Genomic DNA, 24,488 nt, shown 5'->3' on the forward strand with positions numbered 1-24,488 from the left:
CAACTATGAGATAGATATGGGAGAAGATTGTGGATAAAATAATCATTGAAGGTGGTCAGACACGGTTAGAAGGAGAAGTAGTTATTGAGGGAGCTAAAAATGCAGTTCTTCCTTTGCTAGCAGCAACTATCTTACCTTCAGAAGGGAAAACAATTCTCAGAAATGTTCCTATTCTTTCTGATGTTTTTACTATGAATCATGTGGTGCGTGGTTTAGATATTACCGTTGAATTTAATGAGGCAGCTAACGAAATCACAGTTGATGCTTCAGGAAACATTTTAGATGAAGCCCCTTATGAGTACGTGAGCCAAATGCGTGCCTCTATTGTTGTTTTAGGACCTATTTTGGCGCGTAATGGCCATGCCAAAGTGTCTATGCCAGGTGGTTGTACAATTGGTAGTAGGCCAATCGATTTGCACTTAAAAGGTCTAGAAGCCATGGGGGCAAAGATTACTCAAAAAGGTGGAGATATTACCGCTCAAGCAAAACGCTTAAAAGGAGCAACTATCTACATGGATTTCCCATCTGTTGGTGCTACTCAAAACTTAATGATGGCTGCTAGTTTGGCTGAAGGCGTGACGGTGATTGAAAACGCAGCTCGCGAGCCAGAAATTGTGGATTTGGCTCAGTTTCTAAATAAAATGGGAGCTAAGGTTCGTGGTGCTGGTACAGAGACCCTGACAATCACGGGAGTCACAAATCTTCATGGGGTGGAGCACGATGTGGTTCAAGACCGTATTGAAGCAGGTACTTTTATGGTTGCAGCGGCTATGACATCAGGAAATATCTTGGTCAAAGATGCAGTTTGGGAACATAATCGTCCTCTCATTTCGAAGTTAATAGAAATGGGGGTTTCGGTTACAGAAGAAGAAAAAGGTATTCGTGTGCAAGCTGATACGAGCAAACTTAAACCTGTATCAGTTAAAACCTTACCTCATCCAGGCTTTCCAACAGATATGCAAGCACAATTTACGGCCCTTATGGCTGTGGTCAAAGGTGAATCCACTATGGTTGAGACAGTCTTTGAGAATCGTTTTCAACACTTAGAAGAAATGCGACGCATGGGCTTACAATCTGAAATTCTAAGGGATACTGCCATGATTCATGGGGGTCAAGAATTACAAGGAGCACCGGTCATGTCAACAGATTTACGAGCTAGCGCTGCTCTTATTTTGACAGGAATGGTTGCCCAAGGCACAACAACTGTTACCAAGCTGACCCACTTGGACCGTGGTTATTATCAATTTCATGAGAAATTGGCTAAACTGGGGGCTTCAATCCACCGTATAAGCGAGGACTAGTTTATGACAAGTGGTTGGAGATATGTTGTAAGACAGTTATTGCTCATCTTAGGAATTGCTTTGTTAGCTTGCTTATTTTTAGCTTTTGGTCTAATGGTAGGTTACAGCTTTATGGGCGATGGGGGAAATCCTTGGTCTATCTTATCTTTAGATAAGTGGGCAGAGTTAGTGAATAAATTTACTGGAAAGTAGGCTTTGCCTACTTTTTATAGCATTTGAGAGGAAGTATGTTAATAAGGAAAAAACAAAAAAGGGTGCTTAATTCCTTCTTATTGATTTTGTTAGTGTTGGGGTCTAGTTACCTTGCTAAGAGTGATTTCATAGCTAGCAATCACCCTATTAAGCAAATTTATCGTACCGTTTTGGGAGATAAGGGTGAATCATCATCAGAATCAAAAGAAGTCCATAGTGAGGTTCCCACAGAAGCCCTATCCGCTTCTGTCTTAACCAAATCCATTAAGGAACAATTAGCTTCCGATATTGAATGGAATGGAGCAGGCGCCTATATTATCAACAGGAACAAAACAGATTTAACCGCAAGCGTAGCCAGTCTGCCCTATGCCAATAATGAAACCAAATGGGTTCAAGGACAAAAGGTTCCTACTAGAGCTAATGCCTTACTTACTAAGTCGACACGACAGTATCGGAATCGCTATCAAACGGACAATGCTTATCGTACCTTCAAGCCTGCTGGTTGGCACCAATTACATCACTTAAAAGGAAATTATGATCATGCAGTTGATAGAGGACATTTGCTAGGTTATGCTTTAGTTGGTGGACTGAAAGGTTTTGATGCTTCTACCAGTAATCCTGATAATATTGCCACTCAACTAAGTTGGGCCAATCAAGCAGATAAACCCTATTCGACAGGTCAAAATTACTATGAAGGCTTAGTACGTCGTGCATTGGATAAGGGTAAAAGGGTCCGTTATCGTGTTACCTTGCTTTATGATGGTGATAATCTCTTAGCCAGTGGTAGCCAGTTAGAGGCCAAATCTGCCGATGGGAGTTTAGCATTTAACGTGTTTGTTCCAAATGTCCAAGCAGGGCTGACGGTTGATTATCGAACAGGACAGATTGCCATCAATCCCTAGACTAAAAATCCATGATTTAGGATTGTCACTAAGCACTTTTTTTGATAGAATAGAGCTAATTGAATAAGTGTCTATGAGACTAGTACTAATAGGGAAATTAACAGGGAGTGAGGGCCGTGACTGGAAGCCTTCTGAAGGGAACTATTAGGAATTCACTCAGCTAGAGACAATTAATTAAGGTCTGATAACATCAGATAAAAACGGATGGTACCGCGTGTCAACGCTCCGCTTATGAAGTGGAGTAGTGGCACGCTTTTTTCATCGCTAAAAGAAGGGAAAACTATGGATTTACAAGTACAATTAGAGGAATTAAAAACAAAAACATTGGAGACTCTCCAATCTTTGACGGGGAATCATACCAAAGAACTGCAAGATTTGCGCGTAGCTGTTCTTGGGAAAAAGGGATCTTTGACAGAATTACTAAAGGGGCTAAAAGACTTGTCTAATGACTTGCGTCCTGTGGTTGGTAAACAGGTGAACGAAGTTCGTGACTTATTGACAAAAGCCTTTGAAGAACAGGCTAAAATTGTAGAAGCTGCTAAAATTCAGGCCCAACTTGATGCTGAAAGCATTGATGTGACTTTACCGGGTCGTCAAATGACTCTGGGTCACCATCATGTGTTAACACAAACCAGTGAAGAAATCGAAGATATTTTCTTAGGAATGGGTTTTCAGATTATTGATGGCTTTGAGGTGGAGAAAGATTATTATAACTTTGAGCGCATGAATTTGCCAAAGGATCACCCTGCCCGTGACATGCAAGATACGTTTTATATCACAGAAGAAATCTTGTTACGGACTCATACAAGTCCTGTTCAGGCCCGTACTCTTGATCAACATGATTTTTCAAAAGGCCCTTTAAAAATGGTTTCTCCAGGTCGTGTTTTCCGTCGAGACACCGATGATGCTACCCACTCACATCAATTCCATCAAATTGAAGGTTTGGTTGTGGGCAAAAATATTTCCATGGGAGACCTCAAAGGAACTCTCGAAATGATTATCAAGAAAATGTTTGGTGACGAACGTAGCATTCGTTTGCGCCCTTCATACTTCCCATTTACAGAACCATCTGTTGAAGTGGATGTTTCTTGTTTCAAATGTGGTGGTAAAGGTTGCAATGTCTGTAAGAAAACAGGTTGGATTGAAATCCTTGGTGCTGGTATGGTTCACCCAAGTGTCTTGGAAATGTCAGGTATTGATGCACAAGAATATTCAGGCTTTGCCTTTGGTTTAGGTCAAGAGCGAATTGCCATGTTGCGTTATGGCATTAATGACATTCGTGGTTTCTATCAAGGTGATCAACGTTTCTCCGAACAATTTAAATAAAACGAGTCGTTTGAAGACCTTTGTCAGCTATTTTATCTAAGATTGAGTGAAAGCTGATAGGTAATGATAATAGGTTAATTGTCTAAGGGGAAAGTCCCTCTCGTTTCAACGTCATAAGGGTTTTGACTTGGAATTTAAAATACGAAAGGAAATGACTCAAATCACGGCTTGAGAGCTTTCTCTAGCCGAGTGATTTGGGCACTAAAATTATGTTAGTATCTTATAAATGGTTAAAAGAATTAGTAGATATCGATGTGACGCCAGCAGCACTTGCTGAGAAAATGTCAACAACGGGTATTGAGGTAGAAGGAATTGAAGTCCCTGCAGATGGTTTATCAAAACTGGTTGTGGGGCATGTGCTTTCTTGCGAAGATGTGCCAGAGACACATTTGCATTTGTGTCAGGTAGATACAGGTGATGAAACGCCACGTCAAATTGTGTGTGGCGCACCAAACGTGAAAGCAGGGATTAAGGTTATCGTGGCTGTGCCAGGTGCTCGTATTGCAGATAATTATAAAATCAAAAAAGGCAAAATCCGAGGCATGGAATCTCTTGGCATGATTTGTTCCTTGCAAGAACTTGGTTTGTCAGATAGTATCATTCCAAAAGAATTTTCAGACGGTATTCAAATCTTGCCAGAAGAGGCTGTGCCAGGTGATGCCATTTTTAAATACCTTGACTTGGATGATCATATTATTGAATTGTCTATTACACCTAACCGTGCAGATGCGCTTTCTATGCGAGGTGTGGCACATGAAGTCGCAGCTATTTATGGCAAGTCAATATCATTTCCAGAAAAAAATCTACAAGAATCTGATAAGGCAACTTCAGAAGCCATTGAAGTGGCCATTGCCTCTGATAAAGTTCTAACTTACGCTAGCCGTGTCGTGAAAAATGTCAAAGTTAAGCCAAGTCCACAATGGTTGCAAAACCTTTTAATGAATGCTGGTATTCGTCCTATTAATAATGTGGTTGATGTGACCAACTATGTGCTCTTGTACTTTGGTCAACCTATGCATGCTTTTGATTATGATAAATTTGAAGACCATAAGATTGTGGCGCGTGCGGCTCGTCAAGGGGAAAGTATAGTCACACTTGATGGTGAAAAACGGGAATTGACCACTGAGGATCTTGTTATTACCGTGGCTGACAAACCAGTTGCTTTAGCAGGTGTTATGGGTGGTCAAGCCACTGAAATTGATGCCAACTCTCAGACGGTTGTTCTTGAAGCAGCTGTTTTCGATGGCAAATCGATTCGTAAAACGAGTGGTCGTTTAAACCTTCGTTCGGAATCATCTTCACGCTTTGAAAAAGGTGTTAACTATGCAACTGTTTTAGAAGCACTTGACTTTGCAGCGGCTATGTTACAAGAATTGGCAGAAGGTCAGGTCTTATCAGGCCATGTTCAAGCTGGTCAATTGGCAACAGAACCTGTTGAAGTCTCAACTAGCCTTGACTATGTGAATGTTCGTTTAGGAACAGAGTTAACTTTTAAAGACATTCAAACTGTTTTTGATCAACTTGGCTTTGGACTAACAGGAGATGAAACAAGCTTCACGGTAGCTGTTCCGCGCCGTCGTTGGGATATTAGTATTCCGGCTGATTTGGTGGAAGAAATTGCGCGTATTTATGGTTATGATAAGTTGCCAACAACCTTACCAGAGGCAGGAGGAACAGCTGCAGAATTAACGCCAACACAGGCCCTTCGTCGTAAAGTCCGTGGCTTAGCGGAAGGATTGGGCTTGACTGAAATCATTTCGTATGCCTTGACAACACCAGAGAAAGCTGTCGAGTTTGCAGTGGCACCAAGTCACCTGACAGAACTCATGTGGCCAATGTCTGTAGAACGTTCAGCACTACGTCAAAATATGGTTTCAGGGATGTTAGATACGGTTGCCTATAATGTGGCTCGTAAACAAAGTAACTTGGCTCTTTATGAAATTGGGAAAATCTTTGAACAAGAAGCTAATCCAAAAGAAGATCTTCCTAATGAAGTGAACCATTTTGCTTTTGCTATTTGTGGCTTAGTGGCACAAAAAGATTTCCAAACCCAAGCACAGGTGGTTGATTTTTATCATGCTAAGGGTATCTTGGATACTTTATTTGCAAACCTTAATCTCAAGGTTCAATATGTGCCAACCAAAGACTTAGCAAGCATGCATCCAGGCCGAACAGCGCTTATCCTGTTAGATGAGCAAGTGATTGGATTTGTTGGTCAAGTTCATCCAGGAACAGCAAAGGCTTATAGTATTCCTGAAACCTATGTGGCAGAATTGGATATGGCTGCTTTAGAAGCAGCTTTGCCAAGTAATCAAACTTTTGCGGAAATCACAAAATTCCCTGCTATGACACGTGATATTGCCTTGCTACTGGACCGTGAGGTGAGTCATCAGGCCATTGTAACAGCTATTGAATCGGCAGGTATAAAACGCTTGACTAAGATTAAGCTCTTTGACGTGTATGAAGGAGCAACCATTCAGGCTGGCAAAAAATCAATGGCTTATAGCCTCACTTTCCAAAATCCAAATGACAATTTAACGGACGAAGAAGTTGCCAAATACATGGAAAAAATGACTAAGGCACTGACAGAACAAGTCGGCGCTGAAGTACGTTAAGAAAAAGGAACTGAGTGAAGTGACCCCCAAAAGTTGGACATTATATTTTAAGTTAAGGATTGAGTTCTGTATTGCACAGGACTTAGTCCTTTTAATGTAAGTTTGATTCGTTTAGTGTTGTAGTAGTTGATATATTCTGAAATAGCTGTTTTTAATGTTTCGAGGGAAGTAAATTCCTTCTCAAACCCATAAAACATTTCTGTCTTCAATGTTCCAAAAAAAGATTCCATCATGCCGTTATCTAAGCTATTTCCTTTACGCGACATGGACGGTCTCATTCCATGCACCTCAAGAAAATGATGGTAGTAAGTGTGTTGATATTGCCATCCTTGGTCACTATGTAAAATAGTGCCCTGGTAAGTTTGTTCAGGAAAAGCCTCGGAAAGCATCGTTTTAAGTTGTTGTAAGTTTGGCGAGGTAGATAAATGATATGCAATAATCTCACTGTTAAAGCCATCAAGAACTGGTGATAGATACAATTTTTGATCACTAGCAGGAATTGAAAACTCTGTGACATCGGTATAACACTTCTTAAGTGGTTGGGTAGCTTTAAATTGACGCTTAATGAGATTATCAGCTTTCTTGCCAACCTCACCTTTATAAGAGTTATAGCGACGTTTCGCACGGATTCTAGCTTTCAAACCAAGTTCTGTCATCAAACGTTGAACTTTCTTATGATTAACTTTATAGCCTCGATTTTTAAGTTCGAGGTGAATTCTACGGTAACCATATCTCCCTTTGTTCTCAGAATAAATATCTTGAATAGCTTCTTTTAATTCTTTGTTGTTATCTCCCTGAGTTAGACGTTTAACCTGATAATAGTAGGTTGATCGAGACAGCTTCAAAATATTAAGTAGGATTCTTAAATCAAATACATTGATTAGTCCTTGAATGATTTCTGTTGCTCTTTGAGCCTTGCTTCGACCCTCAATCGGAGTTCTCTCAACTTTTTTAGTACGGCATTCTCCGCTCTAAGGTACTCATTATCATATTGAAGACGCTCTAATTCAGTCATTTCTTCAAGTTTTCTCTTTGGTTTGCGTCCCATCTTTACAGGTCTCCCTCTTGATTTCTCAAGAATAGTATACCCGTTTTTCTTGTATTGCGCTATCCAATTAGGAAGCATTCCCTTGTTTGGTAATCCATAATCTAGAGAAACCTCTAGCTGAGACCTACCTTTCATCAGAACTTCGTTTATGATTTCCTGCTTTAGTTCAGGAGAATAATACCTATTTTTCCTTTTACAAACACTTTCCAATCCGTGTATATCAATAAGGCGGACCATGTATTGAAGGTTATACTTACTCATATTAAATGTTTGACTGATTTTAGGCCATGTCCAACCAGATTGTCGTAAGCGATAGATTTCAATTTTATCTTCATAACTTAATTTCATAGAAAAACACCCCAAAAGTTAGATTTGTTGTCTAACTTTTGGGGTGCAGTTCAGAGCCTCAAAGGCTCGGTTCTTTTCTGTTATAATAGGGGAAGAAGGAACTCCAACTCAAATGATTGGAGAAAATATCAGAAAAAGTGGAGGGAAATCAGAATGTACCAGACAAAAATAACAGGAGACCGGCTTTACCACACGGTTTCGGAAGGCTACGGAGATAGCGTGACCTTATTTGGAAAAACTGATCAAGGGGAAACTCCTATGAGTTTACTGGTCATTGCCTTGTCTTCTTGTGTGACCATGTGTGTGCAGGGTTTTTACCATCGTCAATTTAAGCAAGATACACTTGCTGTTTCTGTTGAGGCTAGTTATGAGGAAGAAGCTTTTGAACTACTTGTTAGGATTGAGGATGTTTTAGATGGCAAAAAGAAAGCTGACTTATTGGCTTACATTGGGACCTATTGCCGCGTGAAACGACTCCTCAAACCCGAAGTTACGGTGACCATTACGTTAGAAGGACTGTCTCATGACTGATGCTTGTTTGAAAACTTACCAAAAACAATGGGCTTATCAAAAGTATTGGGTCATGGCACATTCGCAACAGCATTATAATGCTTTAAGAGGTTTGTTCAAAGGAAATGAGTGGTCAGAAGAAAAGGTGTTGACTTTTCATTGTTTGATTGAAGAAGCGCAAGCCATTCCTCCTACAGTAAAAACCTTACGAACGGCATATCAGCATGTTTGGGGGTATTTTAAAAAGGTAGCAAGCCAGGAAGAAAAAGAGCACTTCAAAGATTTGGATGCGCAGTTGGAAATTCGATCTGAGGAGATGCTATACTTTTTACAAGAGATGACTGCTCATTATCAGCCCTCTTATCTGCTATCTTGTCGTTTGATTACCACAGGTCCTTAAATGCTAAACAGAAAAGTAGCGATTTCTGGGAAGTTATGTTAAGTTAGTGATATAAATAAGGGGGAATGAGAGATGTTTTTAGCATTTAATGAAATGAAACAATCCAAATTGCGGTATGGTTTAATTGCTGGTTTGCTATGTTTGGTTGCCTATTTGATGTTCTTTTTATCAGGATTGGCCTTTGGTTTGATGCAGGAGAACCGCTCGGCGGTTGATCTTTGGAAAGCTGACAGTGTTTTACTAGCCAAGGATGCTGATGCTACCTTGACCTTATCACAGGTGTCCAGAGCTCAAGAATATCAAATAACAGCAGACAAGATAGCTCCTCTTGCTCAACTCAATACTGTGGCGTGGTCAGTTCAAAATCCTAAAGATGCCGACAAAGTTAAGGTCAGCCTTTTCGGGATTGATTCTACTAGCTTTATTCGTCCTAACATTGTAAAAGGTCGATTATTTAAGACTAACAAAGAGGTTGTTTTAGATCAAAGCCTTGCAAAAGAGGAAGCTTTTGCGATTGGTAAGGATTTTTACACGTCGAATTTTAGTCAAGCATTAACTATCGTTGGCTATACTCAAAATGCTAAATTTAGTGTGGCCCCTGTTGCTTACCTGTCGCTCGATGCCTTTCAAACCTTAGAAAATGGTAAGGGGGAGACTAAGAAGAAGCAACTGGTTAATGCGTTTATTGTGAGGGGAAACCTAGAAGACTACCCTAATCAAGAGTTGACAAAGTTGCCTATCAAAACCTTTATTACTAAATTGCCTGGTTACAAGGCACAGCTTTTGACCTTTGGTTTTATGATTGGGTTTCTCATTGTGATTTCAGCCATCATCATTGGTATTTTTATGTATGTGTTAACCATTCAAAAGGCTCCTATTTTCGGTATCATGAAGGCTCAAGGTATCGGGAATATAACGATTGCACAAGCAGTTCTGCTGCAAACCTTCTTGTTAAGTGCTTTAGGAAGCGGTTTAGGGTTATTGGGAACTTGGTTGACGTCTTTAGTGCTCCCTGAAGCAGTTCCTTTCCAAAGTAATTGGCTAGTTTACTTAGCGATATTAGTCAGTATGATTTGTTTTGCTTTGTTAGGAACCTTATTTTCTGTTTTTAGCATTGTACGAATTGATCCTTTGAAAGCAATTGGATAGGAGGTAGTGATGTCGGTTTTAACATTTAAACAAGTGACCAAAACATTTCAAGACGGTCATCAAGAAATCAATGCGTTAAAGGCAACTGACTTTTCCATTGAAGCTGGGGAATTTGTAGCGATTGTGGGACCATCAGGTTCTGGGAAATCAACCTTTTTGACCATTGCTGGTGGTCTACAGACCCCAAGTTCTGGACAGCTAATCATCGATGGTACTGATTATACGCATTTATCAGAAAAAGAGCGCTCACGCTTGCGTTTCCAATCTATTGGTTTTATCTTACAAGCCTCCAATCTGATACCTTTTTTAACAGTCCAGCAGCAGTTGGAATTGGTCGATCATTTGACAGGAAGCAAAGAAAAAGCCAAAGCCAATCAGTTATTTGACGATTTAGGCATTGCAGGGCTAAAACATCAGTTGCCTCAAGAATTATCCGGCGGAGAAAGGCAAAGAGCGGCGATTGCCCGTGCTCTTTACCATGATCCAGCACTGATATTGGCAGACGAACCTACTGCAAGTTTGGATACTGAAAAAGCCTATGAAGTGGTCAAACTGTTAGCTAAGGAAAGTAAAGAAAAAAACAAGGCCATTATTATGGTCACTCATGATGATCGGATGCTGGCATCTTGTGACAAGGTTTATCGCATGGAAGATGGTGTATTGCGCCAAGAAAAATAGGTAGAGTTGTTATTGCTGTTTAAAAGAAAAATAAAAACCAAACAAGTGTTACACTCGTTTGGTTTTTATTTGGGTAATGTTGGTTTTTCTTAGTTAAAGTTTATTGTAAGGGATGCTAAAGGTGTCACCATGCTCAAAGTCGCCATATTGGTAACCTCGGTCAAACCAGCGCTGTCGTTGTTGCGAAGTTCCGTGGGTAAAACTATCTGGAATGGCTCTGCCATAAGCTTCTTCTTGCAGAGTATCATCCCCAACTGCGTGAGCTGCTGCCATTGCCTCCTCAATATCTCCTTTTTCTAAAAGGCCTTGCCCTTGAACATAATTAGCCCAAGCACCAGCATAGTAGTCAGCCTGAAGCTCTAACTTAACATTGAGTTGATTGACTTCTGCCTTTGAGCGTCCTTGTCTAGCACTAGCGTAGTCTTCCATGATGCCAATTTCATTTTGGATATGATGGCCAACTTCATGAGCAATCACATAGGCCATGGCAAAATCGCCTTTGGCGCCGTATTTAGTAGACAACTCATCGTAAAACGAAATGTCTAAATAAACTTTTTGGTCGCCTGGACAATAGAAAGGACCAGCAGAGGCTTGACCTGTCCCACAAGCTGTCTGTGTGGCACCAGAATATAAGACTAAGGTTGGTTTGTTGTAAGTTAACCCCTTATCTTTAAACTGTTTGGTCCAATAGTCTTCGGTAGAGGCGAAGACCTTGCTGACAAAGGAAACCTGCTCTTGACTAGCCTTATCACCATTTGTACGTGTTACTTGGCTTGATTGGTAGGCATTGTTATTGGTGGAAGAAGGATTGCCTCCGAAAACACCAGATAGGCCACCCCCTCCCATGACTAGGAGAAGGAGTAGAATAACAAGTTTGGTTTTCCAACTTCCTCGTGAAAAGAGTAATTGAAGCAGAAGACCGCCCCCTAGGCCCCCACCACCAAAAGAACCAGACGATTGACCACGTCTATCTTCAACCTGTTGACTTTCTCTCAAATCATCCGTTTTCATAAGATTTCCCTCGTTTCTTTCTTGTTACTATTATAAAATAATTCGGTCAGAAATGCTTGTTTTAGTGCTTGAAAACGCTATTTTGAGATGATTTTTAATTAGTCTAAAATAGGAAAAGCTATAGGGATTTGCTATAATATAACAAAACAGATTTGGTCACCATAAAGGAGCTCTATGAAACTAATTTATACAGAAATGACCTATTCAATGACAGACATTTTGGTAGCTGAGGCAAGGCAGGCTGCCTCTCGAGGTTACCGTGTCTTTTACCTTGCTCCAAACTCTCTCTCGTTTGAAAAGGAAAGAGAAGTATTGACCTTGCTACCAGAACGAGGGTCCTTCTCCATTACCGTGACGCGTTTTGCTCAGATGGCAAGGTATTTTACGATCTCTAACTCTGAGTCAAAACAAGCCTTGGACGAGACAGCCTTAGCCATGATTTTTTACCGCGTCTTAATGCAGTTAACCCCTGAAGATCTTCCTGTTTATGGTCGCTTGAAAGACGATCCGGCTTTTATTAAGCAGCTAATTGATCTCTATCAAGAATTAAAAACGGCTAACCTTAGTGTCTATGAGTTAACCGAGTTAGATACTCCCGGTAAACAAGAAGACCTAATAAGAATTATCTCCCTTGCCGAAGAACTCATGACTCAGCAAGATTACCATCAAGACAGTGCTTTGATGTCCTTTGCTAAAACTATTGCAACAGGTCAATTGGACGAACAACTGTCAAAAACAGTGCTAGTTATTGATGGGTTTTCTCGTTTTTCTGCTGAAGAAGATTACCTATTATCTCTTCTTAACAGCAAGTGTCAAGAGATTGTGATAGGAAGTTATATTAGTCAGAAATCCTACCAAAAACCGTTTATTAAAGGAAATATTTATGAGGCCAGTATCCAATTTTTGCAAGGGCTTGCTGAACAGTACGAGACAAAACCGATTTATTCTCAATCGGAAAAGGTCTTCGCGCCGTCTTTTTCAAGAGTGACTCAGTTATTTGAAGCTCATCATGATTTTTCCCAAGTAGACTGGCAATTGGAAGAAAAAGATAAGGAAGACATTCACATCTGGCAAAGCCATCAGCAAAAAGAAGAGATAGAGCATGTTGCTAAGGCTATTCGAGAAAAATTGTATGAAGGTTATCGCTATAAGGACATGTTGGTCTTGCTAGGAGATGTGGACGCCTACCAGTTACAAATTGGTCCCATTTTTGACAAATTTGAGATTCCTTACTATTTAGGGAAGGCAGAATCCATGACCGCTCATCCCTTAGTGCAATTTATAGAATCTTTAGAGCGGAGCCAGCGCTATAATTGGCGTCGTGAAGATATTTTAAATCTGCTCAAATCAGGACTTTTTGGAAGTTTTGCCGATAGTGACGTTGACCGCTTTGAAGAATACCTCCAATTTGCAGACATTAAAGGATTTACTAAATTTTCAAGGCCTTTTACGATTAATTCCTCTCGTCATTACCCGTTGGAGTTGTTAAACGAGATAAGAGAAGCTATTTTTTCTCCTTTGCAAGCCTTATTTAAGAGTCAAAAACAATTGGGAACGTCATTGCTAGATAAATTGATGACCTTTTTTAAAGATGTTCAGTTAGCAGAAAATATGAAAAACCTGGGCCAAAATGAGCTAGAGACAGAGAAAAATGAAGAAGTTTGGAAAACATTCACCGACGTGTTAACCTCTTTTTACCAGACTTTTGGTCAGGAAAAGTTGAAACTGGCGGACTGTCTTTCCTTGATCAAAATGGGAATGCAGTCGGCCCATTATCGTATTGTTCCAGCTACTTTAGATGTTGTTTCTATCAAATCCTATGATTTGGTGCAACCTCACTCAAAACCTTTTGTTTATGCTATTGGTCTTACGCAATCTCATTTTCCAAAGCAAGTCAAAGAGACAGGGTTACTTTCTGATCAAGAGCGGGCAAGAATTAATGAAATCACTGATAGCTTCCAGCATTTTGACATTGGCAGTATCGAAAATAGCAGGAAAAATCATCAGACAGCTCTTTCACTTTTGAATGCAGCCACTCAAGAATTGGTCCTGAGTGTCCCAGCACTAGTGAACGAATTTTCAGATGACTTGTCTCCTTACCTCAAGGAATTGATGTCCTTTGGTCTTCCACTGATTGATAAAGGAAGCAATCGCTTTTCTTATGCTGCTAGTGATATTGGCAACTATAAGGCCCTTTTGTCACGTTTAGTTGACCTTAATCGAGAAGCTATAGTGGCTGACATGACCGAACAGGACAAGACTTTTTGGACTGTTGCCCTTCGTTATCTCCGACGACAATTAAGGCATCAGCAGGTCACACTTCCTATGCTAGATGACCATTTGGTGACGAAACCTCTAGCCTCCGAGGTTATTGAGGCACGTTTTCCAAGCGATCGTCCGCTTAGACTATCATCGACTGCTCTGACTGTTTTTTATAATAACCAGTACAAGTATTTTTTGCAGTATGTCCTAGGATTACAAGAAGCCGAATCTATTCATCCTGATGCCCGCATTCATGGGCAATATTTACATCGGGTATTTGAATTGGTGATGACGGATCACACAGCAGCTTCCTTTGACAGCAAATTGGCGCAAGCTATTCATCAAACTAACCAAGAAAAAGAATTTCAATATATCTATCAAGACAGTGCTGAAAATCGTTTCAGTTTAGACTTGCTTGAAGATATTGCTAAGTCGACCGCTTCTATTTTGCGTCTTAATCAGAATATGACTGTAAGTCGACAAGAAGACCCTTTTGCCCTGCAAGTGACAGATCAGATAGTGGTCCATGGGATAATTGACCGGATCGATCAGTTAAGTGATGGGAGTCTAGGGATTGTTGATTATAAATCCAGCGCGAATCAGTTTGATATCGGGAAATTTTACAATGGGTTAAGCCCACAACTTGTTACTTATCTGGCTGCTTTGCAGCAACAATTTGGACCAGATGATTTAGGGCACTTATTTGGTGCCATGTACTTGCATTTGCAAGAGCCTAAGTTAGACTTAGCAACTTTCAAAGCACTTGATGATAAACTGGTTGAAAGTATTTATAAAGAGTTGACCTATAAAGGAATCTTTTTAGAGTCTGAAAAAGAATATTTAGCAAATGGTGCTTACCAGACGCGAAATGCAATTTACTCCACTGAAGAGTTACAAACCCTCTTGACTTATAATGCTCTTCTTTACAAGAAAGCAGCAGAGCAGATTAAGAAAGGGCATTTTGTCATTAACCCTTATACAAGTGATGGGAAGTCTGTTCAAGGAGAACAACTCAAGGCTATTACACGTTTTGAGGCTGATCTTGATTTGGACCAAGCAAGGCATCTTGTAACGCTCCCTGCCAAAGATAAGCGCCAGCAGTTTTTAACGTTAATGAGAAAGGAGGATAACCTGTGATATCATTTGACCCTTTTTTAAGTCCAAGTGCCATTGCGCAACTAAAAGAAAAAGAAGCTCAAAGTAGTCAAGCGCAAAAAAGAACCCCAGAACAAATCGAAGCTATTTATACCAGTGGGCAAAATATCTTGGTGTCAGCCTCAGCTGGATCTGGAAAAACCTTTGTTATGGTGGAACGGATTCTTGATAAAATCCTAAGGGGTGTTTCAGTAGATAGACTTTTTATTTCAACCTTTACGGTCAAAGCGGCTACCGAGTTACGTGAACGTATTGAAAAAAACTGTATGCGCAAATTGCGAAAACCAGTGATCCTTTGCTAAAAGCTTATCTAACAGACCAATTACAAGCTTTATCACAGGCTGATATTGGGACGATGGATGCTTTTGCTCAAAAAGTCCTCATCCGTTACGGGTACAGCATTGGTATTTCCCCTCAATTTCGTATCATGCAAGATAAGGCGGAGCAAGACATTCTAAAGCGAGATGTTTTTAGCAAATTATTTGAAGAATTTATGACTCAAGATGATTCGTCCTTGTTTAAGGCATTGGTCAAAAATTTTTCCGGTAATCGTAAAGATGCTTCTTCGTTTAGAGAAGTCGTCTATAGTTGCTACGCCTTTAGCCAATCTACCGAAAATCCGAAACAGTGGTTAGAAGAAACCTTTCTAAAAGCTGCTCAAACCTATCAAGGGATTGAAGATGTCCCTAAACAAGAGATTCAACTCTTGCTGTCAACCATGCAAGATACCGCAGATCAGTTAAGAGAGGTGACTGACATGGAAGATTATGGTCAGCTGACAAAAGCTGGGAAACCAACAGCCAAATACGTCAAACATTTGGTCATAATAGAGAAGCTTTACGAATGGGCGCGTGACTTTCCTCACCTCTATGGGAGACAGGGGTTAAGCCAATTGGCAAGGGACCTGACAGCTCTTTTGCCGACTGGAAATGATGTGACAGTGGCTGGGATCAAATACCCTGTTTTCAAGAGTTTGCACCAAAAGCTCATCCGATTTAGGCACTTAGAAACCATTTTAACCTATCAGCCAGAAAGTATTCCCTTATTAGAGCTTTTGAAGATTGTTGTGCTTGCTTTTTCGAAGGCTTATCTGGATGCCAAAAAACAAGAAGGTGCTTTTGAATTTTCAGATATTGCCCATTTTGCCATACAGATTTTAGAAGAAAACCCTGACATCAGGCAGACATATCAAGACCAGTATCATGAAGTCATGGTTGATGAGTACCAGGATAACAATCATATGCAAGAACGGCTGTTGACCTTATTATCAAATGGACATAACCGTTTTATGGTGGGTGATATTAAACAATCCATTTACCGTTTTCGACAGGCAGATCCTCAGATCTTCAATCAAAAATTCAAGGACTATCAAACCTATCCTGAGCAAGGAAAACTCATTTTATTGAAAGAGAATTTCCGGAGTCAATCAGAAGTTTTAGAAGCTAGCAATGCTGTCTTTACTCATTTAATGGATGAGTCCTTAGGAGATATTTTGTATGATGAGCAGCACCAGTTGGTGGCAGGTAGCATTGGTCAAAAAATTGCTTCCCCAGAGCATCGTGCTAAGCTCCTGCTTTATAATACCGATTGCGAAGATCATCTTGACATAGAAGATGCGGATGACATTTCTCCTAGTGAAGTGACCATCGTTGCTAAAGAAATCATTAGGTTATACAATGAACAGCACGTACCTTTTGAGGATATAACCCTCCTAGTATCATCCAGAACAAGAAATGATGCCATTTTTCATACCTTTAACCAATACGGTATTCCGCTTGTGGAAGATGGTGGTCAGCAAAATTACCTCAAGTCGGTTGAAGTAATGGTGATGTTGGATACTTTACGTACTATTAATAACCCAAGAAATGATTATGCCTTGGTCGCCCTGTTGCGTTCACCGATGTTTGCTTTTGATGAAGATGAACTGACCAGGCTAGCTCTCCAACAAGGAGACGACAAAGAAGCAGATTGCCTCTATGATAAACTGGAGAGAGCATGCCTTGGCACAGGAACACACCCTGAGTTGGTCCATCAAGACCTAAAACTAAAACTAAGCAGGTTTATAGAGACCTTAAAAAGCTGGCGCCGTTACGCTAAAATCAGGTCGCTCTATGATCTCATTTGGAAAATTTTCAATGACCGTTTCTATTTTGACTTTGTGGGTAGTCAAGTTAAAGCAGAACAGGCACAAGTTAATTTATATGCCTTAGCTCTTCGAGCTAATCAGTTTGAACAATCAGGTTACAAAGGTCTCTCGCGTTTTATTGGCATGATTGACAAGGTGCTGGAAACACAAAATGATTTAGCCGATGTTGAGGTAGCTAGTCCTAAACAAGCGGTTAATCTGATGACCATTCACAAGTCCAAGGGATTGGAATTCAAGTATGTCTTTCTCCTCAACTGTGATAAGCGTTTTGCCATGACAGATGTCCATGCGCCATTTATTTTAAGCCGTCAACAGGGCATTGGTATTAAGTATTTAGCTGATGTCAAAGACGTTCTGGAAGAAAAAACGTTACCTTCAGTGAAAGTGAGTATGGAAACTCTCCCCTATCAACTCAATAAACAAGAGCTGCGTTTGGCGACTCTATCTGAGCAAATGCGCTTACTCTATGTTGCTATGACACGGGCTGAAAAGCAAATCTATCTGATAGGCAAGGCAAGCAAGGAGAAAAGTCAAGAATTCACCGATGGCAAACGCTTGGGAAATCATTTGCCTTTAGCTCTGCGTGAGCGACTAATGTCCTTCCAAGATTGGCTTTTAGCGATAGCAGATACCTTCACTGCAGAAGATCTCCATTTTGATGTTCAGTTTATTGAAGAAAGTGAATTGAGTCCAGAAGCTATTGGTCATTTACAGAGTCAACAGGTTTTACAACCGGATGACCTCAAAGACAATCGTCAGTCAGCAGATATTACGAGAGCCATTGACATGCTTAATAAGGTATCTCAACTTAATGAACGCTATGAAGCTGCCATTCACCTACCAACAGTCCGAACGCCAAGCCAACTAAAAGCTGCTTATGAGCCCCTGTTGGATTCAGATGGCGTCGAGGTTATGGAAAAAAGTTATCGGACACTCAACGAATTTACCTTACCTGAATTTTCAAAGCAAGTTAAAGTTGAAGCTAGTCAGGTAGGGTCAGCCCTTCATCGACTCATGCAAGCCATCCCTTTAACGAAGCCAATCAGTTTGGCAACAATTGCGCAAGCGTTGGAAGAAATAGAAGCTGAAGCAGTGGTCAAAGCAGCCCTTGATTTACAAAAGGTAGAACAGTTCTTTACTGAAACGGCTTTAGGAAAAAGGTTTCAAACCTACTCGACTAACCTTTACCGAGAAGCTCCATTTGCCATCCTCAAGAAAGACCCTCTCAGCCAAGAAGATTATGTCATTCGTGGGATTATAGATGCCTTTCTCTTGTTTGAAGATCATATCGAATTGATAGACTACAAAACAGATAGGTATCGTCATCCGAGTGACTTAAAAACACGCTATCAACAACAATTGGAATTATATGCAGAAGCGCTTAGCCAGATCTATGGACTTCCTGTAACCAAAAAGTACCTGGTGCTGATGGGCGGACCAGAGTTGGCTATTGTGACGCTTTGAGGCTGCCTCTTTCGTGTAGATAAAAGAGAAAAAAGAGAGGAATCCTCTCTTTTTTGTGATTTATTCAAGTGACCAATGAATGGCTATGCATAAGTAGTAGTAACAGAAGTATCTTTTTATGCTACAATGTAATAAAAATAAGACAGGAGGACAAGGATGTATCTACCAGCTTTTGGTGTGGAGGAATGGCTAAACCAGTATGAAAAAGAGGCTACCTATGATATTGCAGGCTCCTCTATTGCCTCCCTAACTTTAGAGAACTTATTCAGCATAACAGGCACAGACCCTCAAAGATTTTTCCAGACCCTTGCTCAAAAGCCCATGGATTACGGCTGGATTGAAGGTTCACATGATTTTAAACAAGCTGTTGCCAATCTCTATCAGACCTTAAGTCCTAATAATATTTTACAGACCAATGGAGCCACAGGGGCTAATTTTACCCTTCTTTATGCCCTTGTTGAAGTCGGCGACCATGTGATTGCTTATCAGCAACTGTATGATATTCCTGAATCATTAGGAGCATCAGTTGACTATTGGCAGACTAAAGAAGAACTGAATTGGCTTCCTGATTTAGATCAATTAGAACAACTTATTCGTCCCAATACGAAGCTGATTACCATCAATAATGCTAACAACCCTACTGGGGCTTATATGGATAAGGAATACTTGGACCGCTTGATCGCTATTGCTGAAACTCATAATCTTTACATTTTAAGTGATGAAGTCTACCATTCTTTTGCTTCCGATGAACTATTAGCTATTGCAGACCTTTACCATAAAGGGATTTCTGTCAATAGCATGTCCAAAACTTTTTCGCTTCCGGGGGCTTCGTGTAGGTTGGCTGGCAGCGTCTGAGGAAATAGTAGAACGGTTTAGGTTATATAGGGATTATACGATGATTTGTGCTGGTGTCTTTGATGATATGGTAGTAACCTTGGCCTTAACACATGCTTCTAAATTATTGGAACGGAATCGAACACTTGTCAATCAAAATTTAAAACATCTTGATGACTGGATACAACAAGAAGATAAGGCTTCTTATATTAAACCGAAACACGTTTCGACAGCTTTTGTGAAACTAGACATTCAAGAGCCCATCGAAGCTTTTGCCCTTCGTCTTCTCAAAGACTATGGTACCCTAGTCGTTCCTGGCAATCGCTTTGGTCGCGAAAAGCATATACGGATTGGCTATTGTTGTCAATCTGACATTCTTAAAGCGGGATTAGCAGTACTATCAGAATGTTTAAAAATCACACCGTAAAGTATTGACCTTTGAATAATAATGCACTATAATAGACTACATTAACAATAAAAAGGAATAAATATACTATGAACCTAAAAAAAATACTATTTAGTCTTCTCATTCCACTCCTCATTTTTACTTTGGCAGCTTGCGGAAAGTCTGAAAAAGTCAATCGCCAAGATAGTATCAAACAAGCAGGTAAACTTGTGATTGCTGTTAGTCCTGATTACGCTCCTTTTGAATTTAAAGCCTTGGTTAATGGCAAAGATACAATTGTTGGAGCTGATATTCAATTAGCGCAAGCTATTGCTGATGAACTAGGCGTTAAGCTAGAGTTGTCTCCGATGAGTTTTGACAATGTCTTGTCTAGCTTGCAAACTGGTAAAGCAGATATGGCTATCTCTGGCTTATCTTACACAAAAGAGAGAGCTAAAGTTTATGATTTTTCAACCCCTTATTATGAAACTGAAAATGCCATTCTAATGAGAGCTGCGGATGCAAAAGCAGCTAAAGACGTGACAAGTTTAGAGGGACAAAAAGTAGCAGCTCAAAAAGGTAGTATTGAGGAAGGCTTGGTTAAAAGTCAGTTACCCAAATCTAATCTTGTTGCTTTAACAGCTATGGGAGAGGCTGTCAATGAGTTGAAAGCTGGCCAAGTTTACGCTGTTGATTTAGAAGGACCAGTAGCAGCTGGCTACTTGGCGCAACATAAAGATTTAGCTTTGGCTTCTTTTAGTTTAAAAACCACTGATGGTGATGCTAAAGCAGTAGCTCTTCCGAAAAATAGCGGAGCCTTAACCAAAACTGTTAATAAAGTTATTGCAAAATTAGCTGAGGATAATCAGTACAAGACCTTTATTCGAGAAGCAGCATCATTAACAGGAAAATCTGTCGAATAAAATGTAAAATTGGATTGACTTTTTCCGAAAAATAATGTAATATGGCTTAGAACGTGAAAATGTTACAATATCTTGAGGAGGTGAAACACATGTCAAAAACAGTAGTACGTAAAAATGAATCTCTTGACGATGCTCTTCGTCGCTTCAAACGTTCTGTTACTAAAGCTGGTACTCTTCAAGAATCACGTAAACGTGAATTCTACGAAAAACCTTCTGTAAAACGTAAACGTAAATCAGAAGCAGCTCGCAAACGTAAAAAATTCTAACATGAGACAATAAAAGCAATCCTAAAGACCTAGGGTTGCTTTTATTATCTTGGCAGCAAATGGTGTTATAATAAATTTGTCGTCAAAAAAACAGTTGGAGTAGGTATCCAACTGTTTTAAGGTGTAGTGGTTTATTTATTTGCTAACAAATCACGGATTTCAGTAAGCAATTCTTCTTGAGTAGGAGCTGCCACTTCAACAACCTCTTCCTCTTGTTTTTTAGGCATTGCTTTTTCAGCAGCTTTGACAACAAAGAAAAGGCTAGTACCAATGATAAGGAAGTTAATAACAGCGCCTAAGAAGTTACCATATTTAACACCGTTCCAAGTCAATTGAGTAATGTTTTCCACATTGGCAGCTTTCAAGGCTGGATTTAAGATAAGTGGTGTGATGATATCGTTAACAAATGATGTCACGATTGCGCCAAAAGCACTACCAATGATAACAGCTACGGCAAGATCGATGACGTTTCCTCTAAACAAAAATGCTTTTAATTCTTTAATCATGAGAATTCCCCTTTTTTCTAATATAACCTAATGATATCACAATTGACCTGCAAAATCCAATGGGACCACCTGTATTTTTAAATTTACAAATGAGGTCTTCAATGGTATAATGAAACATAAAACTATAATGGGATTTTTATGGGGAGGTGATGACTTGGCAATTGACAAAGAGATGATTTCCCAAATAAAAAACAGTGTGAATATTGTCGATGTTATTGGAGAAGTCGTTAAGCTTTCCCGTGCTGGTCGACACTACCTCGGCCTATGTCCCTTCCATAAAGAAAAAACGCCCTCTTTTAATGTCATTGAAGACAGACAATTTTTCCATTGTTTTGGTTGTGGAAAATCAGGGGATGTTTTTAAATTTATCGAGGACTATCGTCAAGTTCCTTTTTTAGAAAGTGTTCAGATTATTGCTGAGAGAGCAGGGATAGCGTTAGAGATACCCCCCAGACAATCTGGGAGTTCTAGTCCTAAAACGAATCCCCATAAGGTTTTGATGTCTCTGCACGAAGACGCTGCAAAATTTTACCATGCTGTGTTGATGACAACTACCATCGGCCAAGAAGCAAGACAATATCTTTACCGACGTGGTTTAGATGACAACTTGATTGAACATTTTAATATTGGGTTGTCGCCTGATGAGTCGGACTACCTTTACCAAGCTCTTTCTAAAAAATACGACGAGAGCCAGCTAGCAGCCTCAGGATTATTTAACTTGTCTGAACAATCAAATACTATTTATGATGCCTTTCGCAATCGTATCATGTTCCCTTTGTCAGATGACAGAGGTAATATTATCGCCTTTTCAGGTCGAATTTGGACAAAGAGTGATTTAGAGAAGAAACAGGCTAAGTATAAAAATTCAAGAGGAACCGTTTTATTTAATAAGTCTTATGAGTTTTATCACCTTGACAAAGCCAAGCCTGTTATTGCCAAAACTCATGAAGTTTTTTTAATGGAAGGTTTCATGGATGTGATTGCCGCTTACCGTTCTGGTCATGAAAATGCAATTGCTTCTATGGGAACTGCTCTAACTCCTGAACATGTTACTCATCTTAAACAGGTCACTAAAAAAGTGGTTTTGACTTATGATGGTGACCATGCTGGCCAAAATGCCATTGCTAAATCACTCGACTTACTTAAAGATTTCGTAGTGGAAATTGTCAGGATTCCCAACAAAATGGATCCTGATGAGTTTGTGCAACGGCATTCCCCCGAAGCGTTTGCAGATTTGCTTAAGCAGTCTCGTATCAGTAGTGTGGAGTTCTTCATTGATTACCTCAAGCCTGATAATATGGACAATTTGCAGTCTCAAATTGCTTATGTGGAGAGAATAGCTCCCTTAATTGCACAATCACCTTCAATTACAGCTCAAAATTCTTATATTAATAAGGTAGCTGATCTCTTACCAGACTTTGATTACTTCCAGGTAGAACAATCAGTCAACGCCTTGAGGGCACAGGATAGGAGAAGACTACAGGAAGCGCCTGTTCAACCTGTTAGCCGACTTGTTACCCTACCGGTAACCAAAAGTCTTACAGCTGTTGCCAAAGCAGAAGGGCATCTTTTGCATAGGCTTTTACACCATGATTACCTGCTGACAGAGTTTCGTCATCGGAAGGATTTTTATTTTGATACACCCACTTTTCAGGTGCTCTATGAGCAGCTGAAAAAGCAGGGGCAAATCACTTCTTACGACTTGTCCGAAATGCCCGAAGATGTCAATCAGGCTTACTATAGTATTTTGGAATCTAACCTTCCTGAAGAGGTGGCTCCAGGAGAAATTGCTGATATTTTAGCCAAGCGCACCAAGCTTTTAGCAGAACGAGACCTTCATAAACAAAGTAAAAAAGTGAGAGAGTCAAGTAATAAAGGCGATCATGAATTAGCCTTAGAAGTATTAGAAAATCTAATTGCTCAAAAACGAAAAATGGAATAGAGGAAAATATGACAAAAGAAAAAGAAATTACAACTTTTAATGTTCAAGTTGCGGAGTTTATTCGTCATCATAAAAAAGAAGGAACAGCTATTGATGATGATGTAACTGAAAAACTTGTCATTCCATTTGCCTTGGATGCTGATCAAATTGATGACCTCCTTGAGCGTTTGACGGATGGTGGAATTTCTATTACTGATAAAGAAGGCAATCCATCGTCTAAATATATTGTGGAAGAACCAAAACCAGAAGAGTTAACCGATGAAGAATTAATTGGTAGCAATTCTGCTAAAGTGAATGACCCTGTCCGCATGTACCTCAAAGAAATTGGTGTGGTACCACTTTTAACAAGTGAAGAAGAAAAAGTGTTAGCAGTAGCAGTTTCAGAAGGTGACCTAGAAGCTAAACAACGTTTAGCAGAAGCTAACCTACGTTTGGTAGTTTCTATTGCCAAGCGGTATGTTGGTCGTGGGATGCAATTCTTGGACTTGATTCAAGAAGGAAATATGGGATTAATGAAAGCTGTTGATAAGTTTGACTATTCAAAAGGCTTTAAATTCTCAACCTATGCGACTTGGTGGATTCGTCAGGCTATTACCCGTGCTATTGCAGACCAAGCTCGTACGATTCGTATTCCGGTTCACATGGTAGAAACCATTAACAAATTGGTTCGTGAACAGCGTAATTTGTTGCAAGAGTTAGGGCAAGACCCGACACCAGAACAAATTGCAGAGCGCATGGAAATGACTCCAGACAAGGTTCGTGAAATTCTAAAAATTGCTCAAGAACCTGTTTCTTTAGAAACACCAATTGGGGAAGAAGATGATAGTCACTTAGGTGATTTTATCGAAGACGAAGTCATTGAAAATCCTGTTGATTACACTACTCGCGTGGTTCTACGTGAACAGTTAGATGAGGTTTTGGATACCTTGACAGATCGAGAAGAAAATGTTCTTCGCCTACGCTTTGGACTTGACGATGGTAAAATGCGCACTCTTGAAGATGTGGGTAAAGTCTTTAACGTTACCCGTGAGCGTATCCGTCAAATTGAAGCTAAAGCGCTTCGCAAACTCCGCCACCCAAGCCGTAGCAAGCAATTAAGAGACTTTATAGAGGACTAGAATCGTC

17 protein-coding genes and 2 pseudogenes are annotated in these 24,488 nt (G+C 40.0%); 16 read left to right on the plus strand and 3 right to left on the minus strand.

The window, feature by feature from the left end; genetic code table 11:
* The first annotated feature begins 29 nt into the window (after positions 1 to 29).
* The 5 genes from murA (at position 30) to pheT (ending at position 6,336) form a co-directional block, all read left to right on the plus strand.
* Complete coding sequence (gene murA, locus DYD17_RS04320; protein WP_003050140.1) at positions 30 to 1,301, plus strand: UDP-N-acetylglucosamine 1-carboxyvinyltransferase; 1,272 nt, start codon at positions 30 to 32, stop codon at positions 1,299 to 1,301.
* A gap of 3 nt (positions 1,302 to 1,304) precedes the next feature.
* A complete protein-coding gene (locus DYD17_RS04325; RefSeq protein WP_003050141.1) occupies positions 1,305 to 1,493 on the plus strand; it encodes a DNA-directed RNA polymerase subunit beta in 189 nt (62 codons plus the stop codon).
* Positions 1,494 to 1,528: 35 nt separating this feature from the next.
* Positions 1,529 to 2,395, plus strand: coding sequence for a DNA/RNA non-specific endonuclease (locus DYD17_RS04330; RefSeq protein ID WP_037584927.1), 867 nt, complete (start codon positions 1,529 to 1,531; stop codon positions 2,393 to 2,395).
* Positions 2,396 to 2,677: 282 nt separating this feature from the next.
* On the plus strand, positions 2,678 to 3,721 hold the full coding sequence (gene pheS, locus DYD17_RS04335) for a phenylalanine--tRNA ligase subunit alpha (protein ID WP_115276381.1): 1,044 nt from the start codon (positions 2,678 to 2,680) through the stop codon (positions 3,719 to 3,721).
* Between the two features lie 209 nt (positions 3,722 to 3,930).
* Positions 3,931 to 6,336 (plus strand): phenylalanine--tRNA ligase subunit beta, encoded by a 2,406-nt coding sequence (gene pheT, locus DYD17_RS04340; RefSeq protein ID WP_003050144.1) that lies wholly within the window; start codon positions 3,931 to 3,933, stop codon positions 6,334 to 6,336.
* A 47-nt stretch (positions 6,337 to 6,383) separates the two neighbouring features.
* On the opposite strand, the gene DYD17_RS04345 is transcribed toward pheT, so the two are convergent.
* Positions 6,384 to 7,732, minus strand: a protein-coding gene (locus DYD17_RS04345; RefSeq protein WP_115252561.1) for an IS3 family transposase whose coding sequence is annotated in 2 segments (ribosomal slippage) — positions 6,384 to 7,291 and positions 7,291 to 7,732 — 1,350 coding nt in all. Because the reading frame shifts where the segments join, the coding sequence is not laid out codon by codon here.
* A 153-nt stretch (positions 7,733 to 7,885) separates the two neighbouring features.
* Between DYD17_RS04345 and DYD17_RS04350 the strand changes: the two genes are divergently transcribed.
* From DYD17_RS04350 to DYD17_RS04365, 4 genes are all read left to right on the plus strand, one after another.
* Positions 7,886 to 8,263 (plus strand): OsmC family protein, encoded by a 378-nt coding sequence (locus DYD17_RS04350; RefSeq protein WP_003050145.1) that lies wholly within the window; start codon positions 7,886 to 7,888, stop codon positions 8,261 to 8,263.
* Positions 8,256 to 8,642: a YbgA family protein gene (locus DYD17_RS04355; RefSeq protein ID WP_003050146.1), complete on the plus strand. Its 387-nt coding sequence runs from the start codon at positions 8,256 to 8,258 to the stop codon at positions 8,640 to 8,642. The genes DYD17_RS04350 and DYD17_RS04355 overlap by 8 nt, the downstream gene beginning before the upstream one ends.
* 72 nt (positions 8,643 to 8,714) lie before the next feature.
* A complete protein-coding gene (locus DYD17_RS04360; RefSeq protein ID WP_115252774.1) occupies positions 8,715 to 9,791 on the plus strand; it encodes an FtsX-like permease family protein in 1,077 nt (358 codons plus the stop codon).
* A gap of 9 nt (positions 9,792 to 9,800) precedes the next feature.
* Complete coding sequence (locus DYD17_RS04365) at positions 9,801 to 10,469, plus strand: ABC transporter ATP-binding protein (protein ID WP_003050148.1); 669 nt, start codon at positions 9,801 to 9,803, stop codon at positions 10,467 to 10,469.
* A gap of 93 nt (positions 10,470 to 10,562) precedes the next feature.
* Here the strand turns inward: DYD17_RS04365 and ypfJ are convergent, their stop codons facing one another.
* Positions 10,563 to 11,480 carry a KPN_02809 family neutral zinc metallopeptidase gene (gene ypfJ / locus DYD17_RS04370; protein WP_115252775.1) on the minus strand — a complete coding sequence of 306 codons (918 nt, stop codon included), beginning with the start codon at positions 11,478 to 11,480 and terminating at the stop codon, positions 10,563 to 10,565.
* Between the two features lie 174 nt (positions 11,481 to 11,654).
* Between ypfJ and rexB the strand changes: the two genes are divergently transcribed.
* From rexB to rpsU, 5 genes and pseudogenes are all read left to right on the plus strand, one after another.
* Positions 11,655 to 14,879, plus strand: a complete 3,225-nt coding sequence (rexB, locus tag DYD17_RS04375; protein ID WP_115252776.1) for an ATP-dependent nuclease subunit B — start codon at positions 11,655 to 11,657, stop codon at positions 14,877 to 14,879.
* Positions 14,876 to 18,507, plus strand: a pseudogene (gene addA, locus DYD17_RS04380) (helicase-exonuclease AddAB subunit AddA). Before rexB ends, addA begins: the two are co-directional and overlap by 4 nt.
* A gap of 156 nt (positions 18,508 to 18,663) precedes the next feature.
* A pseudogene (locus DYD17_RS04385) lies at positions 18,664 to 19,768 on the plus strand (aminotransferase).
* Positions 19,769 to 19,836: 68 nt separating this feature from the next.
* Positions 19,837 to 20,649, plus strand: a complete 813-nt coding sequence (locus tag DYD17_RS04390; protein ID WP_115252778.1) for a transporter substrate-binding domain-containing protein — start codon at positions 19,837 to 19,839, stop codon at positions 20,647 to 20,649.
* 89 nt (positions 20,650 to 20,738) lie between these two features.
* Positions 20,739 to 20,915 (plus strand): 30S ribosomal protein S21, encoded by a 177-nt coding sequence (rpsU, locus tag DYD17_RS04395; protein ID WP_000048058.1) that lies wholly within the window; start codon positions 20,739 to 20,741, stop codon positions 20,913 to 20,915.
* Between the two features lie 131 nt (positions 20,916 to 21,046).
* On the opposite strand, the gene mscL is transcribed toward rpsU, so the two are convergent.
* Positions 21,047 to 21,421: a large conductance mechanosensitive channel protein MscL gene (gene mscL / locus DYD17_RS04400; protein WP_003050154.1), complete on the minus strand. Its 375-nt coding sequence runs from the start codon at positions 21,419 to 21,421 to the stop codon at positions 21,047 to 21,049.
* Between the two features lie 127 nt (positions 21,422 to 21,548).
* Between mscL and dnaG the strand changes: the two genes are divergently transcribed.
* Positions 21,549 to 23,363: a DNA primase gene (dnaG, locus tag DYD17_RS04405; RefSeq protein ID WP_115276382.1), complete on the plus strand. Its 1,815-nt coding sequence runs from the start codon at positions 21,549 to 21,551 to the stop codon at positions 23,361 to 23,363.
* A gap of 8 nt (positions 23,364 to 23,371) precedes the next feature.
* Positions 23,372 to 24,481, plus strand: a complete 1,110-nt coding sequence (gene rpoD, locus DYD17_RS04410; protein ID WP_115276383.1) for an RNA polymerase sigma factor RpoD — start codon at positions 23,372 to 23,374, stop codon at positions 24,479 to 24,481.
* Positions 24,482 to 24,488: the final 7 nt, after the last annotated feature.

Source organism: Streptococcus dysgalactiae subsp. dysgalactiae, from assembly GCF_900459225.1.
Classification (GTDB): Bacteria; Bacillota; Bacilli; order Lactobacillales; family Streptococcaceae; genus Streptococcus; species Streptococcus dysgalactiae.

Excerpts from the sequence above, each read along its gene's own strand:
- DYD17_RS04325 (WP_003050141.1), top strand. The coding sequence starts at position 1,305 with ATGACAAGTGGTTGGAGATATGTTGTAAGACAGTTATTGCTCATCTTA.
- DYD17_RS04330 (WP_037584927.1), top strand. The coding sequence starts at position 1,529 with ATGTTAATAAGGAAAAAACAAAAAAGGGTGCTTAATTCCTTCTTATTG.
- pheS (WP_115276381.1), top strand. The coding sequence starts at position 2,678 with ATGGATTTACAAGTACAATTAGAGGAATTAAAAACAAAAACATTGGAG.
- pheT (WP_003050144.1), top strand. The coding sequence starts at position 3,931 with ATGTTAGTATCTTATAAATGGTTAAAAGAATTAGTAGATATCGATGTG.
- DYD17_RS04350 (WP_003050145.1), top strand. The coding sequence starts at position 7,886 with ATGTACCAGACAAAAATAACAGGAGACCGGCTTTACCACACGGTTTCG.
- DYD17_RS04355 (WP_003050146.1), top strand. The coding sequence starts at position 8,256 with ATGACTGATGCTTGTTTGAAAACTTACCAAAAACAATGGGCTTATCAA.
- DYD17_RS04360 (WP_115252774.1), top strand. The coding sequence starts at position 8,715 with ATGTTTTTAGCATTTAATGAAATGAAACAATCCAAATTGCGGTATGGT.
- DYD17_RS04365 (WP_003050148.1), top strand. The coding sequence starts at position 9,801 with ATGTCGGTTTTAACATTTAAACAAGTGACCAAAACATTTCAAGACGGT.
- ypfJ (WP_115252775.1), bottom strand. The coding sequence starts at position 11,480 with ATGAAAACGGATGATTTGAGAGAAAGTCAACAGGTTGAAGATAGACGT.
- rexB (WP_115252776.1), top strand. The coding sequence starts at position 11,655 with ATGAAACTAATTTATACAGAAATGACCTATTCAATGACAGACATTTTG.
- DYD17_RS04390 (WP_115252778.1), top strand. The coding sequence starts at position 19,837 with ATGAACCTAAAAAAAATACTATTTAGTCTTCTCATTCCACTCCTCATT.
- rpsU (WP_000048058.1), top strand. The coding sequence starts at position 20,739 with ATGTCAAAAACAGTAGTACGTAAAAATGAATCTCTTGACGATGCTCTT.
- mscL (WP_003050154.1), bottom strand. The coding sequence starts at position 21,421 with ATGATTAAAGAATTAAAAGCATTTTTGTTTAGAGGAAACGTCATCGAT.
- dnaG (WP_115276382.1), top strand. The coding sequence starts at position 21,549 with ATGGGATTTTTATGGGGAGGTGATGACTTGGCAATTGACAAAGAGATG.
- rpoD (WP_115276383.1), top strand. The coding sequence starts at position 23,372 with ATGACAAAAGAAAAAGAAATTACAACTTTTAATGTTCAAGTTGCGGAG.